We start from the raw sequence: 14,948 nt of genomic DNA on the forward strand, positions 1-14,948 counted from the left end.
AGAGAGTGGAACGTAAAGCAAACGCTTCCTAACCCACCGATCTCCAACTCAAGATCAGCGACAAGAATGAAGACCTCAGCCGCAGATCAGGGCGCTACTAAAAGATCTCCCTTTGACGCCAGTCGCCCCGTCCCCACTAGAGCCTCACAGCGATCAAGAATGACCCGACGGAGTTGTGGGCTCGTGCTCTTGTAGCCGAGCTGCCGCGAGACCATCGTTACCAACTCCTCAGCTTTCGCGCCCAAATTGTCCTGCACGACCTTGATAAGAGCCGAATCGATTTCGGAAGGAGGCAAAAATTCTGGGCGTCGAAGCGTCAATGAGTCGACCATCGAGCGGTCCCGCACGCGGACCTCTTTGCCCGGAATGACCAAGAAGTCCTTGTCGAGGATCTGCACACCCCCCATCGACACCACCGACGCAATCGCATCCTCAACAGCTTGCTGGATGCGCGAACCTGCGCGCTGCAAGCCCCAAAGCGTTCGGGCACGCGTCACGACCTCGCTGCGATGAATGGGGCTTTCCACCTCCACGATCTGCCGCACGATGGCCGCAAGGTGCCCTGCTGGAACCAGATGCAACTCAAACTGATTGCTTGGCACAGCAAAGGACGCTTCGATGTAAGGCTCGGTGTCCGGAGGACTTTGCGCTTCGATGAGCCCCATCTCGGCCACCTCACCGCGATCGACTGTCAGGATCTCAACCGGCACCGCACGGTGCGAAGGCTTGGGACTGGGCTCTGAGTCCACTGACTCTGACTTCGCCCGTTCAATAGCGGCAACAAGCTTTTCAAGCTCCGCCTCAGGCCGATGGAACCAGTCTGAACTCCAAATTCGGTAGACCTGCCAGCCCTTGTCGCGCAGCACACTCGCACGCAAACGATCCCTGTCACGCGCGCTTCGGGCGTCCCGATACGACTGCCCGTCGCACTCAATCCCTAAGATGTAGCGTCCAGGTTCGTCCGGATTGGCAATCGCGATATCGACGAAGAAGCCCGCCAAGCCCACATCTGTGTGCAGATCGTAGCCCCGCGCGCGAAGCGCTTGGGCGACCTCTTGCTCGAACACGCTTTGCTTGACGTCGCGCTTCTCCGTGTTGAGCGTCAGACGCCCAGTCCTGGCGTAGTTCAAGAAAAGCTTCAAAGCGAAAGTGCCCTTGCCCTTGGCCCGATCGGTATCGATGTCTTCGTCAGTGATCGAAGTGAATATTTCGCAGCGCGACTTGGCCCGGCTGATCAACACGTTCAAGCGACGCTCGCCCCCTTCACTGCTCACGGGACCGAAATTCATCGTCATGTGGCGCTGCGCGTCGCGCCCATAGCCGACCGAGATAAAGATGACATCGCGCTCGTCGCCCTGGATGTTTTCCAGACTTTTGACGAAGAACGGCTCAGCCGGGTGATCGGCGAAGAACCCTTCCGTCTCAGGGTGCTGGCGGCGCAAGAGTTCTAGTTCATCGAGAATGGCGCGGCGCTGAGCCGTTGAGAAGGTAGCTACACCAAGCGTGAGCTGCGGCGTGCTCCGCGCATGGGCAAGCACTGCCAACGCCACTGCCTTGGCCTCCTTGGGATTGGTGCGCGTGTTGCCTCGGTCATAGATGGCTTCGGGCAAATGGTGCAGTCGCAACCCAACACCGGCTTCGCTCGTGTAAGGACTTGGAACGATGAAGAGCTTGCCTTCGTAAAACTGGTGGTTAGAAACAGCGATCAAGGACTGATGGCGGCTCCGGTAGTGCCAACGCAACATGCGCTCAGGCAAGCCTCGCGCACGGCAAAGGCCCAAGATGCTCTCCACATCTGATGCCTGTGCCCCACCCTCATCGTCTTCCCGATCACCCCCGTCGCCAAGCGCTTTGGAGAAGAAACGCGTGGGCGGGAGCTGTCGCTCGTCACCAACAATGACCAACTGTTTGGCGCGCGCAATCGCACCGAGCGCATCGATCGGCTGCACTTGGCTCGCCTCGTCAATGACCAGCATGTCAAAGTCCAGCGCGCCTGCCGGCAGAAACTGCGCCACCGACAACGGACTCATCATGAAGACGGGTTTGAGCGCCTGGATCGCAGGGGCACACCGTTGCATCAGTTGCCGGATCGGCAGATGCCCCTTCTTCCTCGCCATCTCGCCAATCAAGACAGCGGTCGGGCCGGTTGCTCCACCTTGGCGCGGGATCTTGCTGTGGTGCGCCTTGACGACCTCGTAGCACGCGAGCTGCATGCGCTCTTGATCGAGGCTTGCAAAGCTTGCTACCACCTGCGATTGACGCTGCCCGTCAAAGCTTGCCAGCGCTCGATCGCGCTGCACCAGTGCTTGAAGCACCGCTTCGTAGTAAGACAGCTCAAACACCCCAAGAGCGTCAGCAACTGCCAAGTCCCCCTTGGCAAGCGCATTCACCACTGCGCCAAGGCCTTTGCGCTTGGCCTCATTGGCGATGGCCAAATACGCCACCCAAGTCCTGAGACCTTCCGGGTCGGCTTGCCAGCTCGCCAGCTGTGATTTGAGCGTTGCCAAGGGTGTTTGGCTTGGGTCACGCGTGATCTCAGCATTGCCTTCAAACTGCAAGCCAACCAGAAGATCCATCACTTCGCCTGCCAGGATGCCCGCAGCTGACGACACTCGTTCGGCTTGGTCCAGCAGCGGTTGAGGCTCACTGATGCGTGCGGCCAAGGGCCGAAGCTCGGGATTTTGCTCAATCCAAGACACGATTGGTCGAAGCTCGCCCGGCTTACTGTCGAGCGCCAGCCAAAACGGGCCAAACGCATCAACCCCATCCTCTGCCACGGCCTTATAAGCAGCATGGGCCGCTTGTGCCTGCTGGATCTCCCCAATCACCGCTAGCGCCTGCTCAACAGTCAGCTCCTCTGCACTGAGCAGGAGCGCGCTCTGCTCAAACGCCGCCTGCCATAACGCAGACCTTTCACTGAGATCAGAAAGCGCAACACGCTTTAAGACGGTCTCCTCGCCCCAAGGATTGCGCTCAGCCGCAAGCAATGCTTCGTGCACGGACGAAAGATTACGACCGAGTTCTTCCAGAACTGGCTTCACGCGCTTGGCAATCTCGGTCGCCAGCACCCGATCACCGATGTCAGCTAAGCGTTCGCGCACCCCACTTCCTAAGGGACGAAGCGTGCGCATCCAAGCCACAACGCCTCTGAGGAACGAAGGGTTTGAGCGCTCGCGTTGCCAGTTCGAGCCAAAAGCCTCTTGGCCCTGGGAGTCGTGCTCGGCGATCTTGCGCTGTGCCGACTTGGCATCGAGCAGCACATCCAAAGACCCAAGCATGTCCAAAGCTGGAAGCTTGGGGTTAGAGAGCAGTGTGCGGATTGTCTGATTGGCGCGACGCCAATCACCACTGAGAAAGCGAAATAGGCTCGTGCCGCGCATGGCCAACTGCCCACGCGCCGCTTCAAGTTCCGCAGGGTCTTTGTTCCAGGCGCTGTCCCGGAAGACCGTTGAGAGGCTTGCTTTGACCTGCTGGACGCTTTCAACGGCCACGACGATCTCTTCGACCGCATCAACCCCGCGGTCCCAAATGTGAGCCACCAGCGCATCGCGATCGAGTTCCGGAATGCTCGTGGCCCGCTCAGCGATCGCAACGAGGCGGAGGGCGAGATCCAACGTCAGCGGCGACTTCTCAGCCAGAAGCTGCGTCAAGCGAGTGAGGTCTGGCAGAAGCCGAACCAGCGCGCCGTGTGCCCCACCGAGCGTTGCAAGCTCTTTCCCCAAGACGAAACTGCTTGGCAAGGCACCCATGGTGGCCTTAGTGGCGTCCCAGTCTTGCGCCAACGCGCCCACTTTGATCTTAGCTTCGACCGCCGCCCTGGCCTTCTGAGCGCTTTCCAGCGCATCGATGACAGTCGAAGCACGACCTGGCTCGTCCCAAACCTCGCTTTGGAGCGCGTTGGAGCCAAGCTTTGGCGCTTCTAGGAGCGCCTTCACGCGCTGAACCGCAAGGCCCGCATCACCAAAGCGCGCCGGAGGGGCAAGGTCCAGTGTGTGATGGAGCGAAGTGCTTGACGCTTCCCAGTCCCCCAGCCGCTGGGACAATCCTGCGACCAGAATGAGCAACCGGTCGCGTTCACTCGGCAAGAGACCGTCGTTCTGAACGCCGCTCCAAGCGTGCTCATCTGGAACGCCGATTTCTTCAACTCGCTCGATCAGTTCGCGCAGGAGCGATTCCCGCTCCTCTTTTTGATGGGACGCCCAGGAGGTCGGGGCGTCCAGAGGCAAACTCTGGGTCGTGTAGCCCAAGCGACGCAGGCGCACCATGTGTCCGAAGACTTGGTAAGGCGTCAGTCCAGACGGCTGGTGAGCTTCGTGTAGCCGTTCCACATGGGCGTTGAGCGTGTCACGTCGTTCGGTGAGCTGCTCGATGATGGGCGCAGCGCTGCTTCGCTTCGGCTCGCCCAAGTTCAGCGTGTGGCGAAGTTCTTCCAGTAAGGAGCGCTTGTTGGCTTTGTTGCTATGGAGTTCCAGACAGGCCACCCCCACACCGACATGATCCAAACGCCGTTTTACGACTTCGAGCGCGGCCATCTTCTCCGCCACGAACAACACGCGCTTACCCTCAGCCACAGCGGCTGAGATGATGTTCGCGATGGTTTGAGACTTGCCCGTTCCAGGCGGCCCTTGCACCAGGATGTTGTTCCCTTGGAGCACGTCGTGCACAACCAAGGCTTGCGACGAATCGCAGTCAACGACATGGCGCATCTTCTCGGGCGGGATGATGCGGTCCAGATTGATCGCCTCATCCGTGAGACTTGCACCCGGGAAGCCGTCCTGAACGACGCCCCGAAGCGTCGGGATGGCCTCCATCCCGCCCAGCGCCTCCCAGCCGTGGGGGTCTAAGTCCCGATACATCATGAACTTGGCGAACGAGAACAGACCCAGGATGGCGTCATCGCGAAGCACACCCCAGGTGTCTTTGCCTTCCAGCATCACTTCAACCGACGCCAAGTAAGCATCAACATCGAGCGTTTCGAACTCCTCGATGTTGGGCAAGCGCAACCCAAACTCGCGCTGCAAAAACAACTGCAACGACAAGTTGGCCTGAATATCGTCTCCGGTCCATTTAAGATGGAACTTCTCACCCGCAGTGCTTCGCTCCAGTTGAACGGGGATGAGCACCAACGGCGCGAAGCGGTCCGTTTGCGGGGTGGAAGTAGCGCGCCAGCGCAGATAGCCAACTGCTAAGTAAAGAACATTGACGCCTTGCTCTTCTTGGAGCGTGCGCGCATCGGTGTAAAGATCCAGCAGGCGCTTTTGGAGCCCTGTGGGAGTCAAGCGCGTGGTTAGCTGCGCGTCCCAGTGCGCCTTAACGCGCCCATTCTCGTCCAGCTCGAAATCAGGCTGTGCGATCAGCTCAGGGTCTTCCGGCGCCTCATCCAGCAGAACCGCTTCATCGTCTTCATCAAGCTCAGGAAGCGCCCCGCCTTGCTTTGGGTCTTCTTTTCCCGCTACAAAGGTGAAGCGCTTCCCGTCGATGACCAAGGTCTGATACATGGCCTTTGCCAGCTCATGGACGACCTCCACGGTCTTCGCGCGCCCGCCTCTTGGGGTATGAAGCAGTCGATTACGTGTGGACAGATCCAAAAGCTCCAGGCGGGCTTTTTCGATCTTGCTTTTGAGATCACCTGCCCCTCGGAGCGAAGAAGACTCTTCACCTGCCTGTGCTAGCGCCGTCTGATCCATTGACTGTCCCCTATTACGGAGCATGGCCAGGCGTCCGAACGCCCCCATCCGCTGCCCCAACGCGTCTGCCTATAATGCTCCCAAAGTGACGCGTGTTCCAGCCGATTAGGGGGATCTGTGGGCGAGTTGCGCAGCAGTGAGATTCACTGGGTGGTCCACCAATACATCGGCGTAGAAGGCGGCTACTTGGGCGATTTCTCCTACCGGACCCACCGGGAGTTCTATTCAGCATTCTGCGACCTGGACTTAGATCTCGACGCCTTCGGCGGCAACACCACGCGCGAGCGGTTTCTGGCCGTCCTGAGTGGCGTGGAAGGACACCAACAAGCGGCAATTCTTCGAGGCATCGCCAAGAAGTATCCGCAAGGTGGGGAGCACTTCCGGACGCCACCGGCCTACCAAAAGCTTTTAGAGCTGGCCAAGCGTTGTGCCGATGGGCTCTCGGTCCAGGACAGCAGTCCAGCCATCACCAGCGATGTCTTGAAGCGTGCGCTTGCTGACGCGAACATGCTTATCCAAAGCTCCTGACCTACGCACGCGGTGGATCGAATCCACACAGCTCTTCACGCGTATCTCAAAGCCGTGTGCGCCAGTCATGGCATCGAGTCTTCACCAAGCGCCACGATCACCAGCTTGTTCAAGCAGCTGCGCGCAGAGCATCCTCGCTTGTGCGACCTAGGAAGTCAGGCGGAAACCATGGGCCGAATCCTTTCCTCGCTGAGCAATGTCATCGACTGTCTCAATCCCGTGCGCAACAATGCGAGTTTGGCGCACGCTAATGAAGAACTTTTGGGCAAGGACGAGGCCATGCTCACGATCAACGCGGCGAGAACCGTTTTCCAGTATCTGGACAGCAAGTTCCGCTAACAAGTTGGGCCACTATAAATCACCTACCGCGACTGCCCTCCTCTTTTTGAAGAGGACAATCGCACCATTCCTTCTTACATCGATGGCTTTGCGCGGCGGAATTTCAGTTCCCAATGCCCGGACTGTTGGTCAGCCCCAGCTTCCACGTTCGAAGTCATAGCACTCGTTGACGCGATGCCCTCTTGTAGCTCCATCTTGAAGTTCTTCTCCAACGCTTCGCAGGCCTGCCTCATCTCTTGACGCGCCTTGTCTAACCGCCATCGCTGGATGGCCTGGATCCGAGGAGATACATGCATCTTCGCGCGCGCCACGCGCCGTCGTGCGCGCTGCGCCGCTTGCGTGTTGGAAGATGGATCATGCTCCGAGAGTTTCGCTTCTGCCCTAAACACTCTAAGCCGTGCACGATGAGGCCCGGTCACGGCATGCGCATAACGCCTCACAGCGTTCGCCACGGCTTCTGTGTCTTCAAACAGGAAGGGCTTTGGCGTATGAAGGGTGTGCTTGATGATCTTCCGGCCCAAGACCGTTTGCAGATCGATGGGAACACGTTGACGGAAGGACCAGTAGCCGGAGGAGGACCGAACGAGGTGATAGGGAATGCGCATCGGGAGATGTGTCCCGATTTGTGTCCTGCCCCAGACCTCAATTCCTCGCCAAAATCAAATGTAAGTCATTGATTTATATGATATATGGCGGAGAGAGTGGGATTCGAACCCACGGAAGGTTTGACCCTTCGCCGGTTTTCAAGACCGGTGCCTTAAACCGCTCGGCCATCTCTCCGGGTGCGTGTCGGGGGCCTGGCCCGACAGCAGAACGCCCGGCGTGGTGGCCGGGCGTCGCATTCTCGCATGGGGCGCGGGCGCAGGTGTAGCCGCGCGCGGCGTGCGGGTCAGGAAGCCTTGCGCAGGCCCAGTTCGACCAGGCGCTCGGTGCACTTGCCGCCGCAGTCCAGGCGCGATTCCTCGATCTGCTGCGGCAGGTGTTCGGCCAGGTAGTCGATGAACACGCGCACGGCCGGCAGCAGGCCGCGGCGCGAGGCGAACACCGCGTGGCAGATGCCCTGCGGCAGCGACCATTCCGGCAGCACCACTTCCAGCTCGCCGCTGCGCACCGCGTCGGCGCAGACGGTCTCGGGCAGCATGGTGATGCCGTAGCCGTCCTTGGCCAGCGCCTTGAGCAGCGGGAAGTCGAAGCCGGCCAGGCGCGGCTGCAGCTCGATCTTGCGCACCTCGCCGTTGGGGCCGTGCAGCTCCCAGCGCTGGCGCGCCTCGTCCTCGCTCATCGACATGGTCACGTGCTGGGCCAGGTCTTCCGGCGCCTGCGGGCGGCCGGCTCGCTGCAGGTACTTGGGGCTGGCCACCAGCAGTTCCTGGATCTGGCCGAAGCTGCGCATCACCAGGCTGCCGTCGTCGTCGAGCTTGGCGCGCACGCGCAGGGCCACGTCGTAGCCCTCGTTGATGATGTCCACGCGGCGGTTGTTGACGTGCAGCTGCAGGCGCACCTTGGGGTACTTGTCCAGGAAGGCCGGCAGGATCTTGGGCAGCTGCATCTGCGCCACCGCCACCGGCACGCTGACGCGGACCACGCCGCGCGGCTCGGCCGAGAGGCGGTCGACCACCTCGCGGGCGGCCTGGGCCTCGGCCAGCATGGTCTGGGCGTGGCGGTGCACGCTCATGCCCACGTCGGTGACCGCGAAGCGGCGCGTGGAGCGCTGCAGCAGGCGCACGCCCATGTCGGTCTCCAGCTGGCTGATGCGCCGGCTCAGACGCGACTTGGGGATGCCGAGCGCGCGCTCGGCGGCGGCGAAACCGCCGTGGTCGACGACCATGGCGAAGTAGTAGAGGTCGTTGAGGTCCTGCATGGCGCCATCCCGAATCTGGAACGATTCAGGGTATTTAACACCCGCATGTTTGCCCATGCAACGAAAACGGACCAAATGGGGTGGGATTCTCCGCCCCGTCGGTGGGCCAATCGGCCCCTGCCCCAGGGCCACGCGCCCGCCAAGCGCGACGCGTGGCCTCCAGCTGGCGTCAGTTGCTGGTGCTGGTGGGCGCGGGTGCCGGGGCGGCGGCGGGCGCGGCGGCGTCCTTGGCCCAGGTGCCCTTGGCCGCGGTGCACTGCTTGTGGGTCTTGCTGGTGTCGGTGCTGCCGTCGGCCAGCTTGCAGTGATGGGTCTGCGCGGTGCCGGTGTGGGTCTTGGCGAAGGCGGTGGTGCCCAGCGCCAGGGCGGCGCCGAGGGTCGCGATCTGCAGCAGCTGATTGGTGTTCATGACAATGACCTTCCGATTGAGGACGAATGCGCCGGCGGCGAGGCGCTCGGATCGAGCGCGGCCGAGGACGCCCGCGCTTGATAATCCTGTCGGAAATGTCAGGCAAGCCCGCGCGCGGCGGGCGCTTGCCGGAGGTTCACACGTGGCGGCGCTGACACAGCTTGGCGCGCGGCCGCACATGACAGCGCGCACGCGGACATGGCCGCCGCCGTGGGCTCAGGCGATGCGTTCCAGGCCGCCCATGTACGGGCGCAGGGCCTGCGGCACGTCGATGCTGCCGTCGGCGTTCTGGTAGTTCTCCATCACCGCGATCAGGCAGCGGCCGATGGCCACGCCCGAGCCGTTGAGCGTGTGCACGCTCTCCGGCTTGCCGGTGGCCGGGTTACGCCAGCGCGCCTGCATGCGGCGCGCCTGGAAGGCCTCGCAGTTGGAAACCGAGGAGATCTCGCGGTAGGTGTCCTGCGAGGGCAGCCACACTTCCAGGTCGTAGGTCTTTGACGCCGAGAAGCCCATGTCGCCCGAGCACAGCAGCATGCGCCGGTACGGCAGGCCCAGGCTCTCCAGCACCACCTCGGCGCAGCGGGTCATGCGCTCGTGTTCCTCGTCGCTGTCCTGCGGGCGCGCGATGGCGACCAGCTCGACCTTCTCGAACTGGTGCTGGCGGATCATGCCGCGCACGTCGCGCCCGCCGCTGCCGGCCTCGGAGCGGAAGCACAGCGAATGGGCGGTCATGCGCATCGGCAGCGCGGCGTCCTCGACGATGCTGTCGCGCACGATGTTGGTCAGCGAGATCTCGGCGGTGGAGATCAGATAGCGACGGTGCTCGCCCAGCTGGGTGGCGAACATGTCTTCCTCAAACTTGGGCAGCTGGCCGGTGCCGATCAGGCTCTCGGCGTTGACGATCACCGGGACATTGGTCTCCTGGTAGCCGTGCGCGCCGGTGTGCAGGTCCAGCATGAACTGCGCCAGCGCCCGGTGCAGGCGCGCGATCGGCCCGCGCAGTACGGTGAAGCGCGCGCCGGAGAGCTTGGCCGCGGTGTCGCCATCGAGCCAGCCGTTGCGCGCGCCCAGCTCCACATGGTCCTTGACCGCGAAGTCGAACGCGCGCGGCGTGCCCCAGCGATGCTGCTCGACATTGCCCGACTCGTCACTGCCCGGCGGCACGCTGGCCTGCGGCAGGTTGGGGATGCCCAAGGCGATGGCCTCGATCTGCGCGCGCAGCTGGTCCAGTTCGACCTCGGAGGCCTTGAGCTCCTCGCCGAAGCCGGCGACCTCGGCCATCAGCGGGGCGACGTCCTCGCCCTTGGCCTTGGCCTGGCCGATCGCCTTGGAGCGGGTGTTGCGCAGGTTCTGCAGCTCCTGCGTGCGCACCTGCAGCTGCTTGCGGCGCGCCTCCAGGGATTCCAGCGCGGACACGTCCAAGTCGAAGCCGCGCGTGAGGCGCAGGCGTTGGGCGAGTTCGGCGGGCTGGGTGCGGAGCAGTGCGGGATCGAGCATCGTGGCGGTCGTGCGGCGGTGAGCGGGAAAGGCGTGGATTATCGCCTTTTCCACAGCGCCACGCCCGCCGCCAGCCAGCGCGCAGTCGGGAGCGCGCGGCCGGCCTGTGCAAGAATCGCGGCCTGCTCCTCACGCCCTGCCCGCACCATGTCCACCTCCCGCGATCGTGCCTTCACCTTCCGCCTGCCGCACAAGGCGCTGTGGATCGCCCTGGGGGCGTTCGTGGCCGGGCTGCTGCTGTTCGGCATCGTGTGGCTGTCCAACCGGGGCGACGAGAGCTTCTATTCTGTCCAGCCGGCCGACCAGAGCGGCACCGAGGCGGCCACCGCGCCGCTGCCCGAGCCGGCGGCCGCCAACCAGGGCGCCAGCGGCATGCAGGCGCCCTCGGCCGACGCGCAGGCGCAGGCCGACGCGGGCACCAGCGGCGCCAGCGCGTTCCCGGCGCCAGTCGTGGAGGACGCCCCCGCCCATTCCAGCGGCGAGACCGCCCCGCCCGTCGCCTCCGCGCCGGCCGCCGCCGCGCCGCCGCAGAACCGCGCCACGCCCCTGCCGATCGATGGCCAGAGCCCGCCGCCCACCTATCCGCCGTCCGCGCTGCGCAAGGGCGAGACCGGCACGGTGATGGTGCGCATCCAGGTCGATGCGCAGGGCAATCCCGGCGGCGTGGCGCTGATCCGGCGCAGCGGCTCGCGCGATCTGGACCGCGCGGCGATGGAGGCGGTGCGCAAGTGGAAGTTCCAGCCGGCCATCGACGATGGCCAGCCGGTGGCAGGCGCAGTGGACATTCCCGTGGAGTTCAACCTGGAGCGCTGAGCGCCCACCACACGCGTTTCGCATCGCTGAACCGTGCAGGTGCAGCATGGCCGGCCTTTACCGGCCTCTCACGTGTGAGCAACGAATGGCTGCAGACACTCCCCTACGCGCCGCCAACGGCGCCTAGCAAGGAGTCCTGACATGTCGCAGACCCAGACCGAATTCAATGCCCAGGCCCAGAGCGACGCACACGCCGACGCGCGGCCGGATGGGCAGCGCCCTGGGGCGCGCCCGCTGCTGTGGTTGCTGCTGCTGGTCATGCTGGCCGCGGGCGCATGGTGGCTGAGCGGCGATCGCCGCGCCGAGATGGCCGCGCCGACCGACGGCACGGTGCCTGCCACGCAGCCGACCGCCGACTCCACGGCGGCCGATCGTCCGAATCAGCCGGTGGTCGCCAAGCGCAGCGAGTCCACCCGCACCGCGCCGGCCAGGAAGGTCGCGCCGGATCGCGCCCCGGCCCTGCTGGCCAGCAATGCGCAGCCGAAGTATCCGCCGTCGGCGCTGCGCGCCGGTGAGGGCGGCACGGTCCTGCTCAACGTGCAGGTCGACGCGCGTGGCGAGCCCTCGCAGATCACCATCGCCCAGCGCAGCGGCAACCGCGACCTGGACCGCGCCGCGCTGAAGGCCGCCAGCGACTGGCGCTTCAGCCCGGCCATGCGCGATGGCAAGGCCGTGGCCCAGCTGGTGCGCGTGCCGGTGGAGTTCTCGCCGCAGTAAGGCAAGCCTGCATCAGCGCTTCAACCCGGACCCGCAGGCGCTCGCCGCCTGCGGGTTTTTCGTGCGCCTTACTTCACCGGCAGGCTGATGAAGCTCGGCTGCTGCGGCGTATGCCACACGCGCTGGGTGGCCTTCTGGTAGTCGCCCGGCTTGGCGAAGAAGATGTTGTCCACGAAGGTCTGCGGGTTGCGGTCGTACAGCGGGAACAGCGTGGACTGCACCTGCACCATGATCCGGTGGCCCTTGCCGAAGGTGTGATTGGCGTTGGGCAGGTCGAAGTCGTAGGCCAGCGCCTGGTTGGGCGTGATCGCCTTGGGATGCTCGAAGCTCTCGCGATAGCGGCCGCGGAAGATGGTCAGACCCACCGGCAGCTCGTAGCCGCCCATCTTCGGGTTGGAGGCCACCTCGTCGGGCTGCACGTCGATCAGCTTGACCACCCAGTCGCTGTCGCTGCCGCTGGTGGAGGCCTGCAGGTTGACCTGCGGGCGGCCGGCGATGGTCAGCGGCTCGGTCAGCGGCTCGGAGACATAGGTCAGCACGTCCGGTCGGCCATCGACGAAGCGCTGGTCCTGCACCAGCCAGGTGGTCCACATCTGGCGATCGGAGAAGTCCACCGGGCGCGGCACGAACGGCACCGGCTTGGCCGGGTCGGACACGTACTCGTCGTACTGTGCGCCCTCCGCGGCAGGCGCTTGGAAGCCCAGCTTGCCGCCGGCCAGCAGGTACAGCGCCTTGGGCTTGGCCTTGCAGCCCTTGTCGCACACCTGCGGCCAGGCCTTGTAGCGGTCCCAGTGGTTGGCGCCGGTGTCGTAGATCAGCACCGGCGGGGTGTCGGCCTTGGGCGCGCCGTCCTTGAGGTACTGGTTGAAGAACGGCAGCAGCACGTCGCGGCGGAACTGCAGCGCGGTGTCGCCATCCCACTGCAGCGCGCCCAGGCTGCTGCCGTCGTAGTTGACCTGGCTGTGGCGCCACGGGCCCATCACCAGGTAGTTCTTGTCGTTGCCGGTGTCGCGCGCCTCCATCGCCTCGTAGCTGTGGTTGGCGCCCCACATGTCCTCCTGGTCCCACAGGCCCTGCAGCCACATGGTCGGCACCTTGATCGGGGTCTTGGCCATGACCTTGTCCAGCGCCTGTTCCTGCCAGAAGGCGTCGTAGGCCGGGTGCTCGGTCAGCTTGTGCCACCACGGCAGCTGGTCCAGGCCGGCGGCCTTGGCGTAGTCGCCGGCCGAGCCGGCGCGCAGGAAGTTGCTGTAGTCGTCGAAGCCCTCGCGCGCGATCGCGCTGCCCTTGCCGCGCTTGCTCAGCTGGCCGGTGAAGTAGTCGAAGTTGACCTGGCGGAACGCGCCATAGCTGAACCAGTCGTCGCCCATCCAGCCATCGACCATCGGGCTCATCGGGTTGGCCACCTTCAGCGCCGGATGCGGGTTGGTCAGCGCCATGACCACGGTGAAGCCCTCGTAGGACGAGCCGAGCATGCCGACCTTGCCGTTGGACTCGTGCACGTTCTTGACCAGCCAGTCGATGGTGTCCCAGGCGTCGGTGGCGTGATCCACGGCCGTGTCGTTGAGCGGGCCGCGCAGCGGCCGGGTCATCACGTAGTCGCCTTCCGAGCCGTACTTGCCGCGCACGTCCTGAATCACGCGGATGTAGCCGGCATCGACGAACACCTCGTCGCCCTGCCCCAGCAGATCGCGCATATGCGGCGAATCCAGACGCGAGGTGCGGCCATCGGCGTTGTACGGCGTGCGCGTCAGCAGCATCGGCGCGTTGTGCGCGCCCTTGGGGATGACGATGACGGTGTGCAGCTTGACCCCGTCGCGCATGGGGATTTCCACGACGCGCTTGATGTAGTCGTTGGCCGCGTCCGGTGCGACGAAGGGCTTGCCGGTGATGTCCGGCGTCATGGGCGAGGTCTGGGCCAGCGCGGGCAGCGCGGCGGCCATGAGCAGGGACAGCAGGGTCGGACGCAACGCGGCGATGCGCATCGTGGGGCTCCAGGCGGGGTGACTGAACGGACAGTCTATGGGCGCGCCGACCCACAAGGCACCGTGACTGATGGCATAGAGCAGCGACGTGCAGCCCAGGGGCCACACGCCGCACGCGGGCTCAAGGCGGATCGGCTGCCAGTATCTGCAGCAGACCGTGGGTCATGCCGCGCGGGGCGATGCTCAGATGATCCTCGTCATCGAGCACTTCCAGCTTCAAGCCGAGCGAGCGGTATCCATGCGAGGACAGCGCGGCGGTCAGGGCGCGCGCGTCGGTGACCATGTCGTACTGCTTGCCGTAGCGCACCTGCTCGTACTGCCCCACGTACATGTAGACCTTCGCGGGGAGGTCGTCGTGCTGCCTTGCATAGGCCTTTTCCAGCTTGGCCATGGCGTGCTGGTCGTACCAGTAGGAAGGACTACCGAGGATGTAGGCGGAAAACATCGTCGGCTCGGTCAGCATGATCTGCGTCCCCAGCAGGCCGCCGTAGGAGTGACCCAGGAAGATGCGGCGATCCGAAGCCGCCCGGTAGCGGCCCTCGATGAAGCCGAACACCTGATCCCGGACATAGGCGATGTAGGCCTCTGCCCCACCATGGACCGCCTCGGGCGGTGCGCCTGGCGAACCCGCCGGCGTCGGGGTGTAGTCGCGCCGCCGGCTGCTCATGCCGGTTTCGCCCCTGGCGTAGGACAGCCCCACCAGGATGAAGTCCTGGACCCGCGCCCCTTCGCCGTTCAACCGGCGCGCGATCTGGCGGGCGACCGGAAATGCGTAATCGGCATCGGTCACGTACAGCACCGGGTACTCGCGTTGCGGCCGGTCGTCATAGCTCGCCGGCAGGGAAACGAAGACCTGGTAATCGCGGCCCGATACCGGATCGGGCACATCCCAGACCTGGGTGCCCAGCAATTCATAGGGAAGCCCCTGTCCACGCTGCCAGCGTGGATCGGTGGGCGCGACCGCCTGCGGCGTGGCGCGCGCCGACGCACTTCCCTGCTCGGACACGGCCGGCTTCGTGGTCTGGCGGGCCCCGTGGTCTTCACAACCGCAGAGCAGACACAGCAAAGCCAAGGTCCAGCGCGATCGGCGCATGATCGTTGCTCGGTCGGCC

9 protein-coding genes, 1 tRNA gene and 2 pseudogenes are annotated in these 14,948 nt (G+C 64.3%); 4 read left to right on the forward strand and 8 right to left on the reverse strand.

The window, feature by feature from the left end:
* Window positions 1-86: 86 nt before the first annotated feature.
* Window positions 87-5,687 (reverse strand): DUF3320 domain-containing protein, encoded by a 5,601-nt coding sequence (locus tag MWN52_RS10980; RefSeq protein ID WP_286574678.1) that lies wholly within the window; start codon window positions 5,685-5,687, stop codon window positions 87-89.
* A gap of 117 nt (window positions 5,688-5,804) precedes the next feature.
* Between MWN52_RS10980 and MWN52_RS10985 the strand changes: the two genes are divergently transcribed.
* A complete protein-coding gene (locus tag MWN52_RS10985) occupies window positions 5,805-6,215 on the forward strand; it encodes a hypothetical protein (RefSeq protein ID WP_286574679.1) in 411 nt (136 codons plus the stop codon).
* Between the two features lie 105 nt (window positions 6,216-6,320).
* Complete coding sequence (locus MWN52_RS10990; RefSeq protein WP_345783486.1) at window positions 6,321-6,554, forward strand: abortive infection family protein; 234 nt, start codon at window positions 6,321-6,323, stop codon at window positions 6,552-6,554.
* A gap of 485 nt (window positions 6,555-7,039) precedes the next feature.
* Here the strand turns inward: MWN52_RS10990 and MWN52_RS19560 are convergent.
* The 5 genes and pseudogenes from MWN52_RS19560 to serS all read right to left on the reverse strand — a co-directional run.
* Window positions 7,040-7,159, reverse strand: a pseudogene (locus MWN52_RS19560) (DUF6538 domain-containing protein); the annotation flags it as partial.
* A gap of 85 nt (window positions 7,160-7,244) precedes the next feature.
* Window positions 7,245-7,334 (reverse strand) — tRNA-Ser (locus tag MWN52_RS11000).
* Window positions 7,335-7,443: 109 nt separating this feature from the next.
* Window positions 7,444-8,415, reverse strand: a complete 972-nt coding sequence (locus MWN52_RS11005) for a LysR substrate-binding domain-containing protein (RefSeq protein ID WP_165394514.1) — start codon at window positions 8,413-8,415, stop codon at window positions 7,444-7,446.
* A 169-nt stretch (window positions 8,416-8,584) separates the two neighbouring features.
* On the reverse strand, window positions 8,585-8,824 hold the full coding sequence (locus MWN52_RS11010; protein ID WP_286574681.1) for a hypothetical protein: 240 nt from the start codon (window positions 8,822-8,824) through the stop codon (window positions 8,585-8,587).
* A 216-nt stretch (window positions 8,825-9,040) separates the two neighbouring features.
* Window positions 9,041-10,321 carry a serine--tRNA ligase gene (serS, locus tag MWN52_RS11015; protein WP_286574682.1) on the reverse strand — a complete coding sequence of 427 codons (1,281 nt, stop codon included), beginning with the start codon at window positions 10,319-10,321 and terminating at the stop codon, window positions 9,041-9,043.
* Window positions 10,322-10,457: 136 nt separating this feature from the next.
* Here serS and MWN52_RS11020 point away from each other — a divergent pair.
* Window positions 10,458-11,134 (forward strand): annotated as a pseudogene (locus tag MWN52_RS11020) (energy transducer TonB).
* A gap of 141 nt (window positions 11,135-11,275) precedes the next feature.
* Window positions 11,276-11,851, forward strand: coding sequence for an energy transducer TonB (locus MWN52_RS11025; protein WP_286574684.1), 576 nt, complete (start codon window positions 11,276-11,278; stop codon window positions 11,849-11,851).
* 68 nt (window positions 11,852-11,919) lie between these two features.
* On the opposite strand, the gene MWN52_RS11030 is transcribed toward MWN52_RS11025, so the two are convergent.
* Together MWN52_RS11030 and MWN52_RS11035 are read right to left on the reverse strand one after the other, a co-directional pair.
* A complete protein-coding gene (locus MWN52_RS11030; protein WP_425608123.1) occupies window positions 11,920-13,794 on the reverse strand; it encodes a CocE/NonD family hydrolase in 1,875 nt (624 codons plus the stop codon).
* 163 nt (window positions 13,795-13,957) lie between these two features.
* The gene (locus MWN52_RS11035) at window positions 13,958-14,929 is read right to left on the reverse strand and encodes an alpha/beta hydrolase (RefSeq protein ID WP_286574686.1); all 972 of its coding nucleotides are present in this window, start codon (window positions 14,927-14,929) and stop codon (window positions 13,958-13,960) included.
* Between the last annotated feature and the right edge of the window lie 19 nt (window positions 14,930-14,948).

Source organism: Pseudoxanthomonas winnipegensis (assembly GCF_030322905.1).
Classification (GTDB): Bacteria; Pseudomonadota; Gammaproteobacteria; order Xanthomonadales; family Xanthomonadaceae; genus Pseudoxanthomonas_A; species Pseudoxanthomonas_A winnipegensis.